General features: G+C 52.7%; 21 protein-coding genes. 11 read left to right on the top strand and 10 right to left on the bottom strand.

Annotated features, from left to right (window positions below; all coding sequences use genetic code 11):
• Window positions 1-501 precede the first annotated feature (501 nt).
• Window positions 502-1,890 (top strand): serine hydrolase, encoded by a 1,389-nt coding sequence (locus tag J7I43_RS05470; RefSeq protein WP_209144045.1) that lies wholly within the window; start codon window positions 502-504, stop codon window positions 1,888-1,890.
• Between the two features lie 7 nt (window positions 1,891-1,897).
• Here the strand turns inward: J7I43_RS05470 and J7I43_RS05465 are convergent, their stop codons facing one another.
• Window positions 1,898-3,034, bottom strand: a complete 1,137-nt coding sequence (locus tag J7I43_RS05465) for a serine hydrolase domain-containing protein (protein ID WP_209144044.1) — start codon at window positions 3,032-3,034, stop codon at window positions 1,898-1,900.
• A 137-nt stretch (window positions 3,035-3,171) separates the two neighbouring features.
• On the opposite strand from J7I43_RS05465, the gene J7I43_RS05460 reads away from it, so the two are divergent.
• Both J7I43_RS05460 and J7I43_RS05455 read left to right on the top strand, forming a co-directional pair.
• The gene (locus J7I43_RS05460) at window positions 3,172-3,513 is read left to right on the top strand and encodes a zinc-ribbon domain-containing protein (protein WP_317197060.1); all 342 of its coding nucleotides are present in this window, start codon (window positions 3,172-3,174) and stop codon (window positions 3,511-3,513) included.
• Between the two features lie 56 nt (window positions 3,514-3,569).
• Window positions 3,570-4,190, top strand: a complete 621-nt coding sequence (locus J7I43_RS05455; RefSeq protein ID WP_209144040.1) for a hypothetical protein — start codon at window positions 3,570-3,572, stop codon at window positions 4,188-4,190.
• A gap of 37 nt (window positions 4,191-4,227) precedes the next feature.
• Here the strand turns inward: J7I43_RS05455 and J7I43_RS05450 are convergent, their stop codons facing one another.
• The 4 genes from J7I43_RS05450 to J7I43_RS05435 form a co-directional block, all read right to left on the bottom strand.
• Complete coding sequence (locus J7I43_RS05450) at window positions 4,228-4,962, bottom strand: DUF72 domain-containing protein (protein WP_209144038.1); 735 nt, start codon at window positions 4,960-4,962, stop codon at window positions 4,228-4,230.
• A 305-nt stretch (window positions 4,963-5,267) separates the two neighbouring features.
• A complete protein-coding gene (locus J7I43_RS05445; protein WP_209144036.1) occupies window positions 5,268-5,492 on the bottom strand; it encodes a hypothetical protein in 225 nt (74 codons plus the stop codon).
• A gap of 42 nt (window positions 5,493-5,534) precedes the next feature.
• Window positions 5,535-6,791 (bottom strand): hypothetical protein, encoded by a 1,257-nt coding sequence (locus tag J7I43_RS05440; protein WP_209144034.1) that lies wholly within the window; start codon window positions 6,789-6,791, stop codon window positions 5,535-5,537.
• 53 nt (window positions 6,792-6,844) lie between these two features.
• Entirely contained in the window at window positions 6,845-7,837 is a 993-nt protein-coding gene (locus tag J7I43_RS05435; RefSeq protein ID WP_209144032.1) for a GlxA family transcriptional regulator, read from the bottom strand.
• 188 nt (window positions 7,838-8,025) lie between these two features.
• On the opposite strand from J7I43_RS05435, the gene J7I43_RS05430 reads away from it, so the two are divergent.
• Window positions 8,026-8,844, top strand: a complete 819-nt coding sequence (locus J7I43_RS05430; RefSeq protein ID WP_209144030.1) for a CHRD domain-containing protein — start codon at window positions 8,026-8,028, stop codon at window positions 8,842-8,844.
• A gap of 387 nt (window positions 8,845-9,231) precedes the next feature.
• Here J7I43_RS05430 and J7I43_RS05425 read toward each other — a convergent pair whose 3' ends face one another.
• Both J7I43_RS05425 and J7I43_RS05420 read right to left on the bottom strand, forming a co-directional pair.
• The gene (locus tag J7I43_RS05425) at window positions 9,232-10,032 is read right to left on the bottom strand and encodes an alpha/beta hydrolase (RefSeq protein WP_317197059.1); all 801 of its coding nucleotides are present in this window, start codon (window positions 10,030-10,032) and stop codon (window positions 9,232-9,234) included.
• A gap of 35 nt (window positions 10,033-10,067) precedes the next feature.
• The gene (locus tag J7I43_RS05420) at window positions 10,068-11,048 is read right to left on the bottom strand and encodes a c-type cytochrome (protein WP_209144029.1); all 981 of its coding nucleotides are present in this window, start codon (window positions 11,046-11,048) and stop codon (window positions 10,068-10,070) included.
• A gap of 556 nt (window positions 11,049-11,604) precedes the next feature.
• Between J7I43_RS05420 and J7I43_RS05415 the strand changes: the two genes are divergently transcribed.
• Together J7I43_RS05415 and J7I43_RS05410 are read left to right on the top strand one after the other, a co-directional pair.
• On the top strand, window positions 11,605-12,945 hold the full coding sequence (locus J7I43_RS05415; protein ID WP_209144027.1) for an alkaline phosphatase family protein: 1,341 nt from the start codon (window positions 11,605-11,607) through the stop codon (window positions 12,943-12,945).
• Between the two features lie 26 nt (window positions 12,946-12,971).
• Window positions 12,972-13,262, top strand: a complete 291-nt coding sequence (locus J7I43_RS05410; protein WP_209144025.1) for an outer membrane beta-barrel protein — start codon at window positions 12,972-12,974, stop codon at window positions 13,260-13,262.
• On the opposite strand, the gene J7I43_RS05405 is transcribed toward J7I43_RS05410, so the two are convergent.
• On the bottom strand, window positions 13,259-13,969 hold the full coding sequence (locus tag J7I43_RS05405; RefSeq protein ID WP_209144023.1) for a DUF2071 domain-containing protein: 711 nt from the start codon (window positions 13,967-13,969) through the stop codon (window positions 13,259-13,261). The genes J7I43_RS05410 and J7I43_RS05405 overlap by 4 nt on opposite strands.
• The gene (locus J7I43_RS05400) at window positions 13,966-14,334 is read right to left on the bottom strand and encodes a hypothetical protein (protein ID WP_209144021.1); all 369 of its coding nucleotides are present in this window, start codon (window positions 14,332-14,334) and stop codon (window positions 13,966-13,968) included. The genes J7I43_RS05405 and J7I43_RS05400 overlap by 4 nt, the downstream gene beginning before the upstream one ends.
• Here J7I43_RS05400 and J7I43_RS05395 point away from each other — a divergent pair.
• The 4 genes from J7I43_RS05395 to J7I43_RS05380 all read left to right on the top strand — a co-directional run bounded on the left by J7I43_RS05395 (window position 14,327) and on the right by J7I43_RS05380 (window position 17,430).
• On the top strand, window positions 14,327-15,103 hold the full coding sequence (locus J7I43_RS05395; RefSeq protein ID WP_209144019.1) for a family 20 glycosylhydrolase: 777 nt from the start codon (window positions 14,327-14,329) through the stop codon (window positions 15,101-15,103). The two genes, J7I43_RS05400 and J7I43_RS05395, sit on opposite strands and share 8 nt — an antisense overlap.
• 264 nt (window positions 15,104-15,367) lie before the next feature.
• Complete coding sequence (locus J7I43_RS05390) at window positions 15,368-15,934, top strand: dihydrofolate reductase family protein (protein WP_209144017.1); 567 nt, start codon at window positions 15,368-15,370, stop codon at window positions 15,932-15,934.
• A 125-nt stretch (window positions 15,935-16,059) separates the two neighbouring features.
• Complete coding sequence (locus J7I43_RS05385) at window positions 16,060-16,710, top strand: Pr6Pr family membrane protein (RefSeq protein ID WP_209144015.1); 651 nt, start codon at window positions 16,060-16,062, stop codon at window positions 16,708-16,710.
• 51 nt (window positions 16,711-16,761) lie between these two features.
• Entirely contained in the window at window positions 16,762-17,430 is a 669-nt protein-coding gene (locus J7I43_RS05380; RefSeq protein WP_209144013.1) for a response regulator transcription factor, read from the top strand.
• 8 nt (window positions 17,431-17,438) lie between these two features.
• Here the strand turns inward: J7I43_RS05380 and J7I43_RS05375 are convergent, their stop codons facing one another.
• A complete protein-coding gene (locus J7I43_RS05375; protein ID WP_209144011.1) occupies window positions 17,439-18,209 on the bottom strand; it encodes a DUF72 domain-containing protein in 771 nt (256 codons plus the stop codon).
• A gap of 129 nt (window positions 18,210-18,338) precedes the next feature.
• On the opposite strand from J7I43_RS05375, the gene J7I43_RS05370 reads away from it, so the two are divergent.
• A complete protein-coding gene (locus J7I43_RS05370; protein ID WP_209144009.1) occupies window positions 18,339-18,905 on the top strand; it encodes a dihydrofolate reductase family protein in 567 nt (188 codons plus the stop codon).
• The last annotated feature ends 159 nt before the right edge of the window (window positions 18,906-19,064 follow it).

The raw sequence follows: 19,064 nt of genomic DNA, 5'->3' as shown, positions 1-19,064 counted from the left end.
TGGACGCGCTTCGTAAATGGGGGTTTCCGACGTTTCATATACAGAAAAACATATTTATATAGAGATGGATTTTATCCGCTCCATCCGGCGAAAAAACCTGACCATACAAATATAGAGATGAATTATTCGGATTCCTAAGCGAACAGGCGTTTTTTTTGAAATATCGTATTGCTGCTTGCCGGTAAGTATCTAAAACCGAAGTCCCGGTGTTGCAAATGCCCCGCTGGAAGTTTTAAGTTAAAATCACACAAAAAGAGGATGAAGAACGATGCATAACTATACCTTACGGCTATACGAAAATTATAATGTCGTGCCATCCGGTAATGATCTGCATGCTTCGCCCGGCCAGACCGCCAAACAAAGAGCAGGAACGTCATGATAACCCGGCAGACCCATCGTATCTTGTCCGTGGAAAAACATGATAAAAAGAAGAATATTTACGGGCAGGAAATGAAACTTTAAGACGGGAGCTGCGTCCTTATGATAGTAAACCCGACCGCCATGAAAAGAACCTTTTCCTTCTTTTGCCTGCTGCTTTCATTTTGCGGGCTGCAAGCGCAAGACGCGGCCGTTTCCCGGCTGGAAAACGACGTGCCCGCGCTGATGAAAGGCGCCAACATTCCCGGCATGGCCGTCGCCCTGATCCGCGACGGCAAACTTATATGGACGCACAGCTTCGGCGTGAGCCATTCCGGCACCGGGCAGCCCGTAACGCCCTCCACCATTTTCGAAGCCGCTTCCCTCAGCAAAGTGGTAGCCGCTTACGCCGTGCTTAAACTGGCGGACGAAGGCAAGCTGAACCTCGATGCGCCGCTCGTGCAATACCTCGGCAACAATTACGGCGTTGAAAACGACGAACGGGTGAAACGCATCACCGCCCGCATGGTGCTCAGCCATTGCACCGGCTTCCCCAACTGGCGGCCGGACGGCGGCAAACTCGTTATCCAGTTCAGTCCCGGCGAAAAATTCCAGTATTCGGGAGAAGGTTTCGTAATGTTGTCTAAAGCGCTGGAAATGATCACCGGCACCGAATTCAACGCATACGTCAAAAGATCGGTGTTTGAGCCGCTGGGCATGACCAGCAGCAGTTTCACCAAAGAAACCATGTTCGATTCGCTGCAGGCATTCCGGCACAACCTGCTGGGCCAGCCTTCCGGCCGCTGGGGCGGTTACGGTGTAAACGCCGCCGCCAGCCTGCGCACCACGATCGGCGACTACGCCGCTTTTTTGGTCGCGCTGCTGAATGGCAAAGGCCTGCGGCCCGCCACTTTGCAGGCGATGTTCAGCCCGCAGATAGGCGTGGGCGAAAAGGCGCCGCAAGTGGCCTGGGGACTGGGCGTTGGGCTTGAAAACACGCCTTCTGGAAAATATGCCTGGCATTGGGGCGACCAGGGAGACAGCAAATGTTATTTCACGGCGGACCTTGAGAAGAAAAACGCCATCCTTTATTTCACCAACAGCCACAACGGCCTCGCCATCATCACCGAAATGCTTGGCGACGGCATCGGCGGGCAACACCCGGCCGTAGCCTGGCTCGACTACGAACGTTATGACCCCGCCGCGCCGGCGCTGTATGCAGACATCCGGACCAGAGGCGCCGCCACCGCGCTGCAAACCTACCGCACCAGCGGCAAACGTTTATCTGAATCGCATATCAACACCATCGGCTACCTGCTGCTGCGCGATAAAAAATTAGACGACGCCATCGCAGTTTTCGAACAGAACACGGTCGATTTCCCGCAATCCGGCAATGTGTGGGACAGCCTGGCCGAAGCTTTTATGCTCAACGGCAACAAACCCCGCGCAATCGAATATTACCAGAAGTCCCTCACGCTCGACCCAAAGAACAGCAATGCCGTAGCACAGCTGAAAACGCTGCAGGGAAAATAAAAGAGGGTTATTCCATAAAATGATCGAGGAACGCTTTGGCGAATTTCGATGCCTGCACCTTGTTCTTGAGATTGCGGTGAAAGGGGTTGTGCATCCCGAAAAATCCCGGGATCGGCTGTACGATGTGATAAAACGGCCGGCTCACGTCCTGCGAATTGGCGAGAATGATAAATGTGATGTCTTTTTCCGGCACTTTGAGGAATAACGCGGAATAACCCATCCACCAGCCGGTATGCCAGATCATTTTCACGCCTTTATAACGCGTTACGAACCAGCCGAGGCCGTACTGGACCTTTTTGCCTCTTTCGGTTACGAAGGGCGTCCAGGCCTGTTCCCAGGTTTCCGGCCGCAGGAAACGTTTTTCGTCGATGGCGGCGGAATACACGGCCAGATCGGCCACGGTGCTCATCAGTCCCGCCGCGGGGCCGAAACCATACCTGAAATTTTTAACGGTGTCCAGTCGTTTTTTCTTTTTGTTCCAGTCGTAGGGTTTGGCCGTCCAGGAAAGATAAGTGTCCCGGTCGAAGCCGCTCAACGCGAAACTCGCGCTGTCGCCGGTACTTGGCGCGGTGCGCATAAGCCCCAGCGGCCTGATGATGGTGTCCGTCACCAGCTGCCCGAAGGTGCTGCCGGAAGCTTTGCGGATCACGGCGTCCAGCTGGTGGTACCAGCTGCCGTTGTACCGGAATGCGTAGCCGGGTTTGTAAGCGTTCCACACATTGCCCATCGCGGTATGGGTGAAGAGATGTTTTATTTTGATGCGCGGGTCGCTGCCCCAGCGGGCGCCGAGATTGATGCCGTATTTCGAAATAGGATCACCAAGCTGCGCTTTACCGGCTTCGATCTGTTGCAGGAGAATAATGGAGCCAAAGGTTTTGGTGATGGACGCTACCTGGTACACGGTGTTTTCGTCCGGCACGACCTTGTTTTCCAGGTCTGCATACCCGAACCCTTTTGCCCAAACGAGGGTTTTGCCGTGCATCACGCCCACGGATATACCGGGAATGTGGTATTTTTCACGGAGCGATTCCAGTTTTGTTTCGAAGGAACGGAAGTTGGCGCTGTCCCACCGGCTACTCTGCGCGCGGAGGGTACTAACGGAAAGAAGAAACAATGCGAAAAGGGCGGATGATCTGTAAAACATGCTGTTGTCCTGTTTTTTTACAAATCTGTCAAAATGCTTTCCCATGGCCTATTCAATTCCGGATTTGAGCAGTGCCCAGGCGGGAAATAAAAGGTTTTCCGCGCGATTGTTTATCTTGAACGCTCAATTATTTCCCTATGCTGCTGCCCGTTATTTTTGGGAGAAAACAAATGCCGGTGCATACCGAATATCTTCATACAGACTGCCCCGTCTGCAAATCCGGTCAACACGCCGAAATAATGATGTACTCGGAATACGTCCATTTTTATTACATCCCTTTTTTTCCTGTCGGGAAAGACGCCTTTACGATCTGCACCCGCTGCGGGTTCAAAAAAACGCTGCGGCTTACGCGGGAGTTCTGCACCTCGCATTCGCTGGATTACGGGAAATACCGCCACCCGCTGCGCACCTTTTCCGGACTGCTCTTCATTGCAGGCATTATCCTCTTCACGATCGTGGCCGGTAAATTCGGTGATTAAAATATTATTAATATTTATACTATATTTGAGGCGTCATCCTGTAAACCAGTACAGTCATGAAATACACCCTATGCCTTCTTCCCGCGCTTTTCCTGTTCGCCACGGCGGGCGCTCAAACCGCTGAGTATGAATTGTATAAACCATCGCCGGATTCTTGCGGCCACGTGATGCTGTACCGGGACGGTACCTTTTATCTCGGCGGAGACTGCACCAGCTCGCCACTGAGCACGGCCGGCAGCTGGCGGCAGGTGCGGGACACGGTATTTTTCCTCCCTCAAAATCCCGCCGGCATCAGGGCAGTACAGTCCACCACGGCATTTTTTACGCCGGGAGACACCCTGGCCGTGGAAGTGCTGACCAGCAGCGGCAGGAATATCTCGAACCGGGTGCAACTTTGCTGGCGGCTACCCGATGGCGGCGGCGACATCCCGCTTACCTCCCCCGGAAATAAAGCCTATATTGCCAGTCCGCCCGCCGACGGCCGCCTGTTGCTGAGGGTATTGGGCCAGGACGTGGAGCTGCCCGGCGGATTTGCGAATAATTTTATCGTGAAGCTCAACATACCCGAAGAATGGGCCACCGCATCGGGATGGTGCCGGCAAAGCCGTTTTTATTTGTTGAAAAAAGACGGCAAGCTGCTCCCTCCTGCCGAGCCCGCCCCGGTGGCGCACCGATAACGCCCTTGACATGATGAATAGTCCCGCTGGAAAAAGATCAATGTTTTTCCACCAGTTCCCTCAGTTTTAATGCGTTGAAGGCGGCATACGCTTCCTGGTCGTTATCGAAATACACGTATACGTCTTTTCCTTTTTTTCGCCATTTTTTGCAGAACGCTGCCCATTTGCGAAGCCCGTTATCCGAATAGTTGCCCTGGTATTTTCCGCCCGGGCCGTGCAGGCGGATGTAGATAAAACCAGCCGTCACTTCCAGCGGAGACACATGATGTTCCAGCTCATAGATACAAAATGCGGCCTCATGTTTTCTCAGCAGGGCGTAAATTTCATCTGTATACCAGCTGTGATCGCGGAACTCGAACGTATAACGAAGCCCTTCGGGCAATGCTTCCAGGAATTTCTCCAGCCTTTCCGCGTTCACGCCGAAAGAAGGCGGCAGCTGGAACAGCACGGGACCGAGCTTTTCTTCGAGATGGAATGCGCGGCGGAAAAATTTCGTTATGCTGCTTTTATCGACGATCAGTTTTTTCATGTGCGTCATAAAACGGCTGGCCTTTACGGCATAGATGAAACCCTCCGGCACGGCATCTCTCCAGGCGTTAAACGTTTTAATGTCCGGCAGCCGGTAAAATGAATTGTTGATCTCCACCGTACCGAACCGCTCCGTAAAATAACCGAACCAGTCTTTTGTTTTCAATTCTTCCGGATAAAAACGGTCTTTCCAGTGTTTGTACACCCAGCCTGACGTGCCGATGTAAACTTTGCCCTGTTTCATACTGGCAAGCGGCCCAATTACTATGCCATGCGAAGCTGTGGAAACCCTTACCCAGCCTACATACAAGCTGTTTAACGCATTGCCGCGGCTGTTGCAAAAAACGGGGTTTGGATAATATTATTGCGGCATTGGCGCTGCTTTTGAACGTATGCCCTAAAAATATTTCATCATGCTTATTCCGTTAATATCGCTGGCTTTTGTACTGTTGTTGGTGTTTGTCTACATTTTTGCGCAGGGAAACCGCAAAACAAAGGATGAAGGCAACAAACGCGTGCGTTAATCATTCAGCAAAACCAGAACCGGGATCAACTCAGCCCGGGTTTGCCGGCGTGATCATCGTGAGCACGCAAACCCAGCGCCCGTCTGCTTTCCGGCATACTGGTGGACCATTCAAAAAAACTGAAGGGCATTCCTTTCCACGTTCCGGCGCTGGTGCCTTTGCTCGTGATCACCGCGGAATCGCCATAGATCTTTATCCTGAACATGCCCGAATCCATACGCATATGCACCAGCTCGCCGGAGATCACCAACTACGTCCCTATCAACCTGCAAACTTGGAAAAAACCGGCGTTTTAAGGTTTATTCCAGATGGCCTTTACGGTTTCTTCCACGTTTATGCCCATCGGGCAGGCGGCCGATCTTGTATTGCCGCGGTTGCGGACGACAGGCTTGCCCCTGCCCGGCGAAACGATGCGGCACACCGGCATTTGCAGGAAACCGTTTTTGTCCGTGCGCGCCAGCCAGTCGTGCGCATACCAGAGCCATTTGTTGCGATATTCCTCGGGCTGCAGGTAAAACCAGGTGATCTCGTCGTAGCCCCAGATAAAATGAGAGGCCGTATCTGCCACGCCGGGATTGTGGCTTACCCCGAAATTGTCCAGCTCAACAAGATAGGGCAGCGATGCGCATTCCCAGCCGCTGGGCGTAATGCAGCCCTGGCTTCTGCCAAAAAACGCGTCGAGGTAACCGGTCTGCAAAATGCCTTCCTGCGGTTTTTCGACCACTTCTTTGATGCGAAGCGGGAAGGAATTGAAGTCGAGCAGGCTTTTACCGTCCACCACCATTCCGCCGGAAGGCGTGTGCGCATCGAGCAGCACCCATTTACGGCGCGTGTGGTCTTTGGCGTAAGCGCGCACTTTGGCGAGGAATTGCGCCCAGTGCCGCAGCCCTTTGTCTTCCATGCCGATCAGCGCGATCTGCCCCATATGCAGGGCTTCGCAGCCGAGGTCCATATACGATCCGGAAAGGAACATCAGCCAGAGCTGCGCTTCGGTGCGCGTGATATCCGGCACGCTGCGGCCTTTGCCCCAATGGTCCACGAGTTTCCCGTTGCGGTTCAGCATGCTGTCGTACCGGAAATTTCGCCGTTCCATCGGCAGGCCCAGCGCTTTGAACGCCCATGCGGGAACGGCCACGCTGTCTGCCTTTCTCCCCACCGCCTCGAAAACGGCCGCCTGGAAAATCACTTCCGGATCGCGGGCATGCACCTGGTTGATGAGTTTACGCGCTTCTGTCCAGAAATCGGGATTATTGAGCGTGGTTTCTTTGCCCCAGCGGTAGATCGCGCGGCCGATAAACTTCGCGCCGATGTTTTCGATCATGCGCACATCGTCTGCCTTGAAGGGATAATCGCCGTCGTTGCAATACGGGTCAACGGCCAGGAACTCCGCCATCGTGACGGAACGGCTGAGATAATATTCGAGCGTTTGCCGGGAAATGCCTTTTTCATCAAAATGCGCGACGGAATGCTGGCCCCGTGCGGTCAGCGAAGAAAGCAGCAGTACGCAGGGCATGGCGTACCGGCGCAGACAGGCGAAGGATAGTTGCATAGACGTGGTTTTCTGTAATGATATGGTCAAGATACGGAGAAGAAAGGGCACTGTCAATAGACATTGTCCACCACGTCTTTGTTGTATTTGTTGCGGTACGCCTGCGGCGAAAGACCGGTGATCCTGCGGAAAAGATCGCGGAACGCTTTTACGTCGGAATAACCGGTTTCGTACATTACTTCGTTCACGGTTTTGCGGCCGGTTTCGAGGGATTTTTTCGCCATTTCCACCTTTACCCTTTGCTGGTATTCAACGGGCGTGTTGCCGGTGGCTTTGAGAAAACGCCGGTCGAAGTTGCGCCGGCTCACGGAAAGATTTCCGGCCAGCTCGTCCATGTTCACTTTTGCGTCGAGGTGTTTTTCAAGGAAAGCCTGGGCTTGCAGTACCACATCGTCTGAATGGTTTTTCTGCCCGTTGAAGATCGTGAAAGGGCTTTGGCTGTTGCGGTCGATGTCTACCTGGAACACTTTTGCGCAAACGATCGCCGTGCTCCTGTCGTAATATTTTTCGATGAGGTACAACATCAGGTTGAGGAAAGAAAACGCGCCGCCGTTCGTATAAATGCCATATTCGTCGGTAATGAGGCGGTCTGTTTGCAGGTTCACGCCGGGGAACATTTCCCTGAACTTCGCCGCCGCGTTCCAGTGGGTAGAGCAGCTTCTTCCTTCCAGCAAGCCGGTGGCGGCGAGCAGGAACGCGCCGGTGCAGATGCTGGCCACTTCCGCGCCTTTGCGGTATTGCCCCAGCACCCAGTTTACCGCTTCTTCGTTCTGCTTCACCACTTCTTCGAGGTTTTCATGCGCCAATGCGGGGATGATCAGCACGTCCGTTCGCGCGATGTCGCGGATGGAAGCGTGCGGGTGAATGGAAAACAAGCCGCCGTACAGCTCGCTATCCCCTGAAACGCCCGCTACCTGCACCCGGAAAATTTCTTCCTTGCCGAGGCTCCGGTAATGTTTGTTGGCTTTGAGAAAAAACTTGTACGGGCCGATCACGCTGCTCAGGTTGTTTTGCCCTTCCGGGATAAGAATGGTGAGTGTTTTCATACACACATTTTGAGATCTTCCAAATTTATGTAACCGAACGGTATCTTTACAAAAATAAACAATCCTGGCCTAACAGCCGCCACAGGCTCAAATCCGCGCTACTGCTGTTTTCACGTAACATTTTCGGGCAAGGGGCAGGTATTTTGGACTGATCATTGTATGATTTGTTAAGAACAAAACCATTCGTTATGAGAAACAAACATTTCCTGGGCATTTCAGCCCTGCTGGTGGCCGGCTTTACCTCCTTTTCTTCCTGTCATAACGACGACGATCCCGTAAACGACCCGATATTATTGTTCGAGATCCCGCTCAGCACCAAAATGGAGAACCCGGCTCCTCCCGGAAGGTCTGAAACCGGCCTGCTCACCATGCAGCTTTACCGCGACAATACGTTGCGTTACAATTTTAAGGTAGACAATCTCGCCTCCGGCGACGGGCTTACCATGGCGCATTTTCACGCCGGCGACCCGGTGACCAACGGCCCCATCATCCTCCCTTTCCCGGCATGGACGGGCACTACCAGCAGCGGAACGCTTACCCTTCGCCAGTCGCTGGTAGACAGCCTGAAAAACAGCAGTAACGATATTTATTTCAACGTTCACTCCACCCAATACCCCGGCGGCCTTGTGCGCGGCACCGTGAACAGCGATCTGGTGCTCGCAGAAACCATCAACATGAGCGGCGTGAACGAAGTGCCGCCGGTGGTGACCACCGCAACCGGCGTAGCGCTGCTGCGCCTGACCGTTGACAGGAAATTGTATTCCAAAGTAACGGTCACCAACCTGCCTCCCGGCGACGCGCTTACCATGGCGCATATCCACCGCGGGGCCACCGGTGTGAACGGCGCCGTGCTTGTGCCGCTGGCAGCCACCGCCGCCGATTTCAACATTTCAAAAATGACGCAGCTGGACGAAGCCACCGCGGCTGCCGTGCGCAACGAAGCATTGTATGTAAACGCCCATTCCACCACCTGGCCGAATGGCGTGATACGCGGACAGATCCGTTAACGGTCTGCATATTGACTGCAAAAAGGGATAAATACGTTTATCCCTTTTTAAATTTATCTTAACCTTATGGAAGAGATATACGGGGAAACCTTCACCCAAAAGGATTTCACGCAAAAGCCGCTCCCGAAGGGAGAATACGGGAACTGCACTTTTGAATCCTGCAATTTTCGAAAACCGATCTTTCCGGCTGCGTGTTCCCGGAATGTATATTTGCCGGCTGCAATCTTAGCCTGGTGAAGCCGGGCAACACGGCTTTCAGGGAGCAGACCTGCGCACTTCATTCAACTATTCGCTCGACCCCGGACAGAACCGCATCAAACACACGAAATTCTCACAGACAGGGCTTCCCGGGCTGCTCGGCAGGCACCAGATCGAGATCGGTTGAGGTTATTTTTTGTGAATTTCTTTCAGCATCAGGTAAAACGCGCCGCGCGGCATATCGCCGTGATTGTAGCCGTCCAGCTCGTAAAGCAGCGTGTGTTTATGACCCGTGAGTTTCATCATGCGCGCGAAATAGGCATTTTCCTCGTAACGCCCCGTCATTTCCATTTCGCGGTTGCCGGTGTAGAGATACAGCGGCGGAGCGTCTGCCCGTACATGGTACAGCGGCGCATACTCGTCGATGACGGGCTGCAGTTCACGGATACCGCGTTCATTCCTTACCGTAAAATGCGTGATGGCCTGCGAGCTGAAAGAAAACAGCGCCGCAATGCGGTTGGCGTCGATGTTGTGTTTGCCCATCCATTTTTTATCGAGGCCGGTCATGCACGTTAAATACGCGCCCGCGGAATGGCCGGAAACGTAGATCTTACTGGTATCTCCACCCAGGGAAGCAGCATGTTCAAAGGCCCAGGCCACGGCAGCGGCGGCGTCTTCAATATAAGCAGGCGCTTTCACTTTCGGGCTGAGGCGGTAATTCGCGGCGATCACGATCAGGTGCTGCTTTTTTAATTCAGCCGGGATGGACTTATTGCCGCCGGTGATGCCGCCACCGTGGAACCACACTACCACCGGCGCATTGGACGGTTTTGCCGGGTAATACACATCCAGGCGGCAGCGTTCTTTCATATAATCGTCCTGCTCACCGGTGCGGTACTGCAGGTCTTTCTTTTCGATATATGTCGTTGTATCCTGCGCAAAAGCGGGAATAAGCCTGAACAACAGGCAGAGAAGCACGATTTGTTTCACGGGATGGTATTTCCCGTAAAGAAAATAAAAGTTTTTTACGATCCGCTTCTTTTCTCAAACTTCGTTACCTGGTGGCTGATCGGTTTCAGCGTGCGCAGAAATTCATAGATCGCGCCGAGGTCCTGCTCCGTCATTTTTGCGTACATCACCCAGGGCATGGGGGTATTGAAGTCTGTGGGCGCAACTTTCAGGGATTGATAGGTGGAATCGGCATACAGCTTGAAGCGCCTGATGAACTGCTCTTTCGACCAGGAGCCGATACCTGTGGCATCGGGCGTAAGATTGGCGGAGCGCACAACGCCGCCGGGAAACAGGAATTCCCCGCCGCCGCCGAACTCCGTGCCTGCAATCACCGTTCCTTTATCGCTTTTACTGTGGCATTCCACGCAACTTGCCGCCGTGATCAGGTATTTGCCATAGGCTTTAACATCGCTGGTGTCGGGCCTTGGGGTGAATTGTGACTTCTGCGGAATGGTATTGACGATGAGATTCACGGGGAAGTCCAGCGATCTTGCGGCGATGTCGTTTTTAACCGGCGATAAGCTCCTGAGATAACTGATGATGCAATAAATATCTTCCCTGTCCAGCTTCCCGTAATTCCTGTAAGGCATTAGCGGGAAAAGCGCGGAGCCGTCCTTGCTGACGCCGGATGTAATGGCCCGGAACAATTCCCCGTCAGTCCATCCGGAAATACCGTGCGGCGTAATGTTGCGGCTATAAATCGTTCCCGGCAACCCCATTTCGGGCCCAAACCGTTCGCCGCCTCCGCCAAAACTTTCCGATACAAGCGGGCCGGCAAACTGGCTCCAGTCGCGGACGCTGTGGCAATCCATACATACGGCCACGTTATTGGCGAGATATTTTCCGCGCTCAATCCGTTCCGGCGTTTTTTCGATGGTAATAACTTCAGCCGGGCCTACGTCGGGCAGGGCGCTTTTTACGTAAGTAGCTACGGCGGCCACGCCTACGATAAGAATGAGTACGATCACGACCGTGATCTTCAGGAATTTTTTCATGGTACAGGAATTTGAGAAAATGGGGTGAATTCGAAAGATACTCATTTTTAGCGGTTTGCACGTTATCTTTCAATGGCTTTCCTTTTCGGCGGGCGTCGCCTGTATTAAAATGCATCAGTACATGAACCGTTTGCGTAAGTGCTTTTTCAGCGCCGTTTCTTTTTCCCGCAGGCGCGCATCGTTACCCGGCGCTCTTTCATGCTGGTGCAGTTGCCCCTGTGTGCCGGGACGTTGAAGGTACTGCAGGGCTGCCGCAGGCAAATATGTTTAATTTGATGCAAAACGGATTTGCTTAACCCTGATTCATTTATGAGAAAATTCACCCTGTTTTTTCCCCGTATTTATGCCGCTTCGTTTCCCGTCACAAACTGATCCGGGAATAACTTCGCGTTTGCGTCGTCTCCCGTTAAAGAGCTGTCCGGCCGGGCAGCTCTTTTTTTAGCGCTGCGTGCAACAGGAATGAAAGATTTTTTAACCTGAATTAAAGATTTCGTAACATTATTTATTATAAAGTGTAAATATTATTTTAGACGTTTATACCCTATAATCTTCCCGAATGAAAAAGACCTTACTGGCTATTTTTTCGCTGTTTTGCGTGCAGACCGTTACAAGCGGGCAAGACCGGCATGTTATCCTGATCAGCATCGACGGCCTGCGGCCGGAATTTTACAAAGACCCTTCCTGGAACATGGTGAACCTGCGCCAGGCCATGCGGGAAGGCGTGTATGCAGACGGGGTGGACGGTGTTTTCCCGACCGTTACCTACCCTTCCCACACCACCATGATCACCGGCGTAAAACCACTTAAACACGGCGTGTATTACAATACGCCGTCGGAGCCGCTGGGCATTACCGCCAAATGGATCTGGGATTATAACACCATTAAAACGCCTACCATTTTCAGCGCGGCGAAAGACAAAGGATTAAAGACGGCATCCGTGTATTGGCCGGTTTCCTTTAATTCTCCCGCTACTTATAATTTCCCGGAATACTGGTACCTGTCTGATAAAAAGACCCGCGTCACGCTTAAAGCATTAAAAGAAAACACCACGCCGGCGGGGCTTTACGAAGAACTGGAAAACAATGCCTTTGGCAAACTCGAAGACGTGGACTTCAGCGGCGATTATCTTGGTCTTGACGAAAACCTCGCCCGTGCAGGCTGTTACCTCATCCGCAAATACAAACCTTCGTTCGTTGCGATACATCTTGTGATGGTAGACCATTTCGAACATGAAGAAGGCCGCGACGGCGACAAAGTGAGAGCCGCCATCGCCAGTGTGGACCATGCGGTGAAAAGCATCCGCGAAGCGGTAGACATTGCGGGCATCACAAAAAATACCACCATTATCGTAACGGGCGATCATGGTTTCGTGGATATACACGCCACAGTGGCGCCCAATGTGCTGCTGGCGAAAGCCGGTTTGTACGACCCGCAGCAACCCGCTAACTGGAAGGCCTATTTCCATACGGCCGGCGGCGGATGTTTCCTGCAGCTGAAAGATAAAAACGACAAACCGACCCGCGACAAGGTATTGCAACTGTTAAAAGATCTTCCGGCGGCGCAGCGGCAGACCTTCCTCATCAAAACCCGCGAAGAGCTGGACGAAATCGGCGCGGACCCCACCGCGGCCTTCGGTCTTGCCGGCCGCCAGGGCTACGCCTTTACGCCCGCCGCCACCGGCGAGTTCATTCGTCCGGCTAAAGGCGGCACGCACGGTTTTTATCCCGATTTTAAAGAAATACAAACGGGTTTCGTGGCCTTTGGCAGCGGCATCCGTAAGGGCGGCGTGATACCGCAAATGGGATTGGTGGACATTGCGCCGCTGATCAGCCAGCTGCTCGGGCTGGATATGCCCGCGGGAGACGGTTTGCTGCTGAACGGGGTGTTGACGAAATAAATAATGAATATGCGATCCCTACCGTTATGGTGCAATACCGTTTTACCGGCAAATTTTTTGTTGAAGCAGGCCCGCAGGTCGCTGCGCTGGTAAACCCGAAAAAAAGGGACTATCCTGATCTGAACGGCCCGGGTTTTACGAGCCGTCATGAAAACATCGGCGACTTTCTCCTGGCCGCCGGTGCGGGATACCAGTTCAACCAGAACGTTGGCGTGTATGCCCGTTACAACCAGGGACTGGTTTCCATCAGGAGCTCTTCCTCCATGCCCGACCGGTACAACCAGGTAGCCCAGGCGGGCGTGATGCTGAAATTTTAAGCGGGACGGTCTTTTTCACCGCGCCATTCATGCGCGATGTTGGTCATCAGCAAAGCGTTATCAAAACGGAGACCGCTGTTCCGGAATGTTTCCTGTTCAAAAAAAGTGGAACGCACCTGTGATACTTCCAGCGGCTGTACATCCCAGTGAAAGGTGTGCAGCCGCAAACCTTCGTAGCCGGTTCCTTTAGGCGAATAACCCACGCAGCCTTTTTCGAAAAAAGCGGAGGCTTCGGCAAGACTGCCGAAAATGGAATCTTCCGGGAAACGGTCCGTCGTTTTTGCTTTTATGGAAATGCCGGTATGGTCGCCGCTTTGGAAGGAAACGTTGTAATGGCCGTCTTTTTCCTGCACATCGAAATCCGCCAGCTGATGCACACCGGGGAAGAACCTGCCGCCCAGGAAAACGTTCAGCTTCGAAGAAGTGTCCCGCCGCGGCACGTACACACCTTCCCTCGTTTCCCCATTTTCTTCCCACTCCACCGCGATGCGGTGTGCGCCGTTTTCGGAAGAAATGCCCACAAAGGCCGGCAATCCTTTTGGGCGAACATGTCTCAGCCTTATCAGGCATACGCCCGCTACGGCTTTGCCGTTATGCGTTTTCGGGCGAAAATCGGCGGGAAGCACCGTCTGCAAGGCCTGCGGCTCCATCGTGAAATTGATGAGAATGCGGCGCTCTATGACACCTTTAATCACGGGAATTTTCATGATGCTAAAATTATTCTGACAATTGCAAGATCGTCCGTTGGCCCAAGAACCCAGCTGTCTTTTATTTCCTTCATCTTCCGGTCCAGCATATCCGGGCTGTTTTCATAATTCCGGTCGATCAGTAAATGTTCCGCTACATTGCCCTTTTCCGGGTAGGATGCCTGGTTAAATTTATCGAACGTAAATATGCCATCCGTTGCAAGACTGATATCGTTCACATTCTGAAACGACAGCCTTTGCTGCTGCCGGGCAAACCAAGATTCAAAATCTTCGTGCAAATGATACCCAAGATAATCGGGTTTGTTATCCTGCTCAAATTCATAAAATTGCCGGTCGACACAAAGCAACCCGTCGCCGATGCACATACATTCGGCGCTTCGCGCATTCGCGTCAAGAATGCCGATCAACAGTACCGGCAACCTGTTGCGCGTATACCCGCAGTTCGACGAAACGCCGCATGTAAAAATGCCTGAAAAACACACCTGGCCGAACCCGGACGGGCTGTATTGCAAAAGCTACTGCCCGCTGCACCCGGACCTGCACAAAGTAGTGTTCGCACTGGTAGACGAGATCTGCGAAGTATTTGAAGCGGATACATTTCACGCGGACATGGACGAGGTATTTTATATCGGCGACGATAAATGTCCGCGTTGCGGCGGGAGAGACAAAGCCGAATTGTTTGCCGGCGAAGTGAACAAAATACGCGATCATCTCGCCCGCAACGGCCGCCAGCTGTGGATCTGGGGCGACCGCCTGATAGACGGCAAAACCACGGGCATGGGCATATGGGAAGGTAGCATGAACAACACGCACCGCGCCATCGATCTGCTGCAAAAAGACGTGATGATCTGCGACTGGCATTACGAGCGGCCCGACCAGACGCCGGTGTATTTTGCGATGAAAGGTTTTTCAGTGATCACCTGTCCCTGGCGCAATCCTTCTAACGCGCTGCTGCAGCTGGAAGACATGTACCGCTTCCGCAAGCAGGCCACCCGGGAGCTGAAGAACCGCTACCAGGGCATGATGCAGACGGTATGGTCCGGAGCGGGTGTTTTCCTGAACGAATTTTACGGCCAGAAAACGGAAGAGAACACGCCCTCCCAATGTTTCCGCAAACTGTTCGTGAAACCTTAACCGGTCCCCGGTACTATACGAAAGCCGCTGGGAACAGCGGCTTTCTGGTTTACCTACAACTGTTTATACTGAAAATTAATTGAGTATAAGCATGTTGCAAAATTAACAGGCGTTTTGAAAGGAAGCAACCCGCTTTCCCCATAGTTACCGGTAACCTCCAGGCTAGGGACGCGGCTTTCGTTATTGCCCCTTGGAAAAGTCGTTATTCCCCCCGCTCCCTTCCGGGATATTAACGGAGATTTACAACATAAAAATAAAGGAATCATGGCAAGAAAAATCATCCTCTCGATGCATGTATCGCTGGACGGCTATGTAGCAACGCCTGACGGCGGAATGGACTGGGTCCGGTTTGACGATGAGCTGTTCCGTTTTGTAGGCGAAATGACCGAAGAAGCGGACACGGCGCTGTATGGCCGCAAAACCTGGGAAATCATGGATAACTACTGGCCCACGGCCGACCAGAAGCCAAACGCCGGCGAGCACGACCGCCAGCATGCGGCCTGGTACAGGCGGGTGAACAAGGTAGTGATATCCGATTCTATGAAAGGCCGGGAACTTCCCCGGACAAGGATCTTCAGCGGCAATATCGCGGAGCAGGTAACACAATTAAAACAGGAACCTGGCTCCAATATCATGATCTTCGGCAGCCCCGGCGCTTCGCAGGTACTGATGGAGAACGGGCTGATCGACGAATACCACCTGTTCGTCAACCCTGTGGCCCTCAACAAGGGCATACCGTTATTCAAACAAAAAGACCGCGTGAACCTGAAGCTGACGGCCACCAAACCCTACGAATGCGGCGTGGCGTGGCTCCATTTCCGGCAGCGCTGATTAAACATTCCACGCGTCCAAAAAATTCGTCAGCAGCGCGCCGTTCAAATTCCCGGGCTTGTGATGCGGGTTTGGGGGGAACAAAGGCTAGGAAACTCCCGCAAGAGTATGTAACTTAATCCTGCATGAACACAATACCGAAAGTTTTAAGGACCTACGCCGCCATCGGCGCGATCATGGGCTGGATAGCCATCCTCGGCCAGCTGTATCTTTCGATAACTACCCGCCAGATATCGCTCGGCGAGTTGCTACTGCGGTTTATCGGGTATTTCACCATCACCACCAACACGCTGGCGGCGCTAACGTTCACCGCGTTCTGGATGCCGCGCGATACGATGCTGGGACGCTTGCTCAGGAAACCTTCCTCAATTTTCGCCGTTACTGTTTTTATGATCGTGGTAGGCGTGATCTACAACCTTATCCTGCGCTTTTTGTGGGCGCCCCAGGGTTTTCAGCGGATGGTGGACGAGCTGCTGCATTCGGTTCAACCGGTATATTTCCTGTTTTTCTGGCTGCTGTACACCCCGAAAAAAGGGTTGAAGATAAAACAGTTCAACCGCTGGATGCTGTACCCGCTGGTTTATATCTCTTATGTGATCGTGCTGGGTCTTTTTACAGGGCATTACCCCTATCCTTTCGCGGACGCGGAACTGCTGGGCTACCCCAAAGCCCTGCTGAACGGGGCGGCCATGATGGGCGGTTTCTGGGTGCTGGCCTGGCTGCTGGCGGGCGTGGCCCAATTGGGCAAATCGCGTGCTGAAAGACAGCTGGAATAGGCTTTCCGCCGCTCACAAATTTTATTCTAAATTGGTGCATACCTTTGGCTGATGAAACTCCTGGTGATCGAAGATGAAACGGACCTGGCGAAGAGCATAACCGGGTACCTGGCGGATTACGCCTGCGAAACCGCCGCTACTTACGCGGAAGCGCTGGAGAAGGTCGAAACGTATGAGTACGACTGCATCCTGCTGGACATTATGCTGCCCGGAGGAGACGGCATCAAAATACTCGAAGCCTTCAAAGCGCTCAACCGGCAGGACGGGGTGATCATCATTTCGGCCCGCAACTCGCTGGACGATAAAGTAAAAGGTTTAAAAACCGGGGCAGACGATTATCTCGCCAAACCCTTTCACCTGTCTGAACTGGCTGCGCGCATACATTCCGTTATCCGCCGGAAAAATTTCTCCAATACCGACGTGATCGTCCAGCAGGAACTGAAGGTGGACCTGCTTTCCAAAAAAGTAACCGTGCACGGCTACGAAATACCGCTCACCAAAAGCGAGTTCGACCTGCTGCTGTACCTGATGGGCAACAAAAACCGCGTGATCTCGAAAAGCGCGCTGGCAGAGCATCTTTCAGGCGATATCGCCGATATGCTGGACAGTCATTCTTTTGTATACGCCCACATCAAAAATCTCCGCAAAAAACTCGGCGAAGCCGGTTACGGCAATTACCTGAAAAACGTATACGGCACGGGGTACAGGTGGGAAGATTGATCGAACGGTTATTGCTGCAAAACTTCAGCCACCATCCGGTTCAACGTGGCCAGGTTGGTGATGGCGTCGCCGATGGTGTTGTTAAAATATACGTATACGTCTTTGTTTTCGCGGAGCCATTGTTGAATGAGCAAAGCCTGCTGAAGGAGAAATTCGTCTGTGTAACCGCCGCGGTAATCGCCTTCGGGGCCGTGAAAACGCAGGTAAACGAAACGCGCTTTTTTATTGAGACGCGTATTCTTTGATTTCGGGATGTCGTGCAGCACAACGCTGCAGCTATATTCGTCCGCCAGTTCGTAGGTTTCGCCAATGTACCAGGACGGATGCCTGAACTCGAGCGCTACTTTCCAGCCATGCGCCGGGCGAATGCCTTTGAGGATACGCAACAGCGTTTCCACTTCGCCGAAACGCTCCACCGTAAGCGACGGCGGGAACTGCAGCAGCAGGCAGCCTTTTTTATCCCCGGCCCCGGCGATCGCTTCGATAAAACGCTGCACGTCTTCCGCCCGATAGACAAACCCTTTCGCATGGGTGATTTCCCGCCAGAGCTTAAACGTAAACACAAAATCTTCCGGCACTTCCGCCGCCCACCTGCTTACCGTGGCGGCCCGCGGCACTTTGTAGAACGAACTGTTCACTTCGATGCTGTTGAACAACGAACCATAAAACGTCAGCCGGCTTTTATCGCGGAACGCCGGCGGAAAAACCTGTTTATTGGGCACCGGCAGCACGAGCCCGCTGGTGCCCGACCTGAAAATGGTTTTGACAGGGTGTTTCATGCCATTCACCCTTCAAAAAAAAGACCAGCTTGCAGCATCCATCCCAAAAATATTTGCGCAAGTACTTGCTTGCATTTATATTTGCAAGCAAGTACTTGCATATTTATTGTAAATAAAACCGTCCACATCATGAGAAAATTAAAATTACAGGTGCAGATCTCCATAGATGGGTTCGTTTCCACCGGGCCAGATGACGAACAGCACTGGGTTACCTGGCAATGGCAAGAGATCCGCCCGCACGTGATCGCATTATCCGATTCCACGGATACCATTCTTATCGGCCGGAAACTCGCCGTCGACTATATCCCTTACTGGCAAAGCGTTTACACACAACCCGGCGATCCCATGCACGAAATAGCCGTTCGTGTGATGAATGCAAAAAAAGTTGTTCTTACCAAAACCCTGGAACGTTCTGAATGGGAAAACACCGTGCTGGCAAAAGGCGATCTTGCTGAAGAAGTGAATAAACTGAAACGCCAGGAAGGAAAAGACATCATTGTGTACGGCGGCGCTTCTTTTGTGTCCGCGCTGATTAGGGAAGGGCTGATAGACGAATACCACCTTTTCGTGAACCCGGTCGCCATCGGCCGCGGCGGCGCCATCTTCGGCGGGCTGGATACTTTCCGAAAGCTTTCGTTAAAAGAAACCACCGTATTTCCATGCGGTATTGTGAAGCTGCATTATCAGCCCCTGTAACAACGGAATGGCATAACAAGCCCCGAAGAAATTCGGGGTTTTTTATTGTTTGTAAAATCTCCCCAACAGCTTATATTTGTTACGCTTCCCTGTCAACCTCCCGCGAATCAATATTGTAAACATTGTTCACGCTGCATGGCGCAGCGATTAAAATATTGA

Source organism: Chitinophaga chungangae, assembly GCF_017742215.1.
GTDB lineage: Bacteria > Bacteroidota > Bacteroidia > Chitinophagales > Chitinophagaceae > Chitinophaga > Chitinophaga chungangae.
This window is presented reverse-complemented; position numbering and strand designations above follow the sequence as displayed.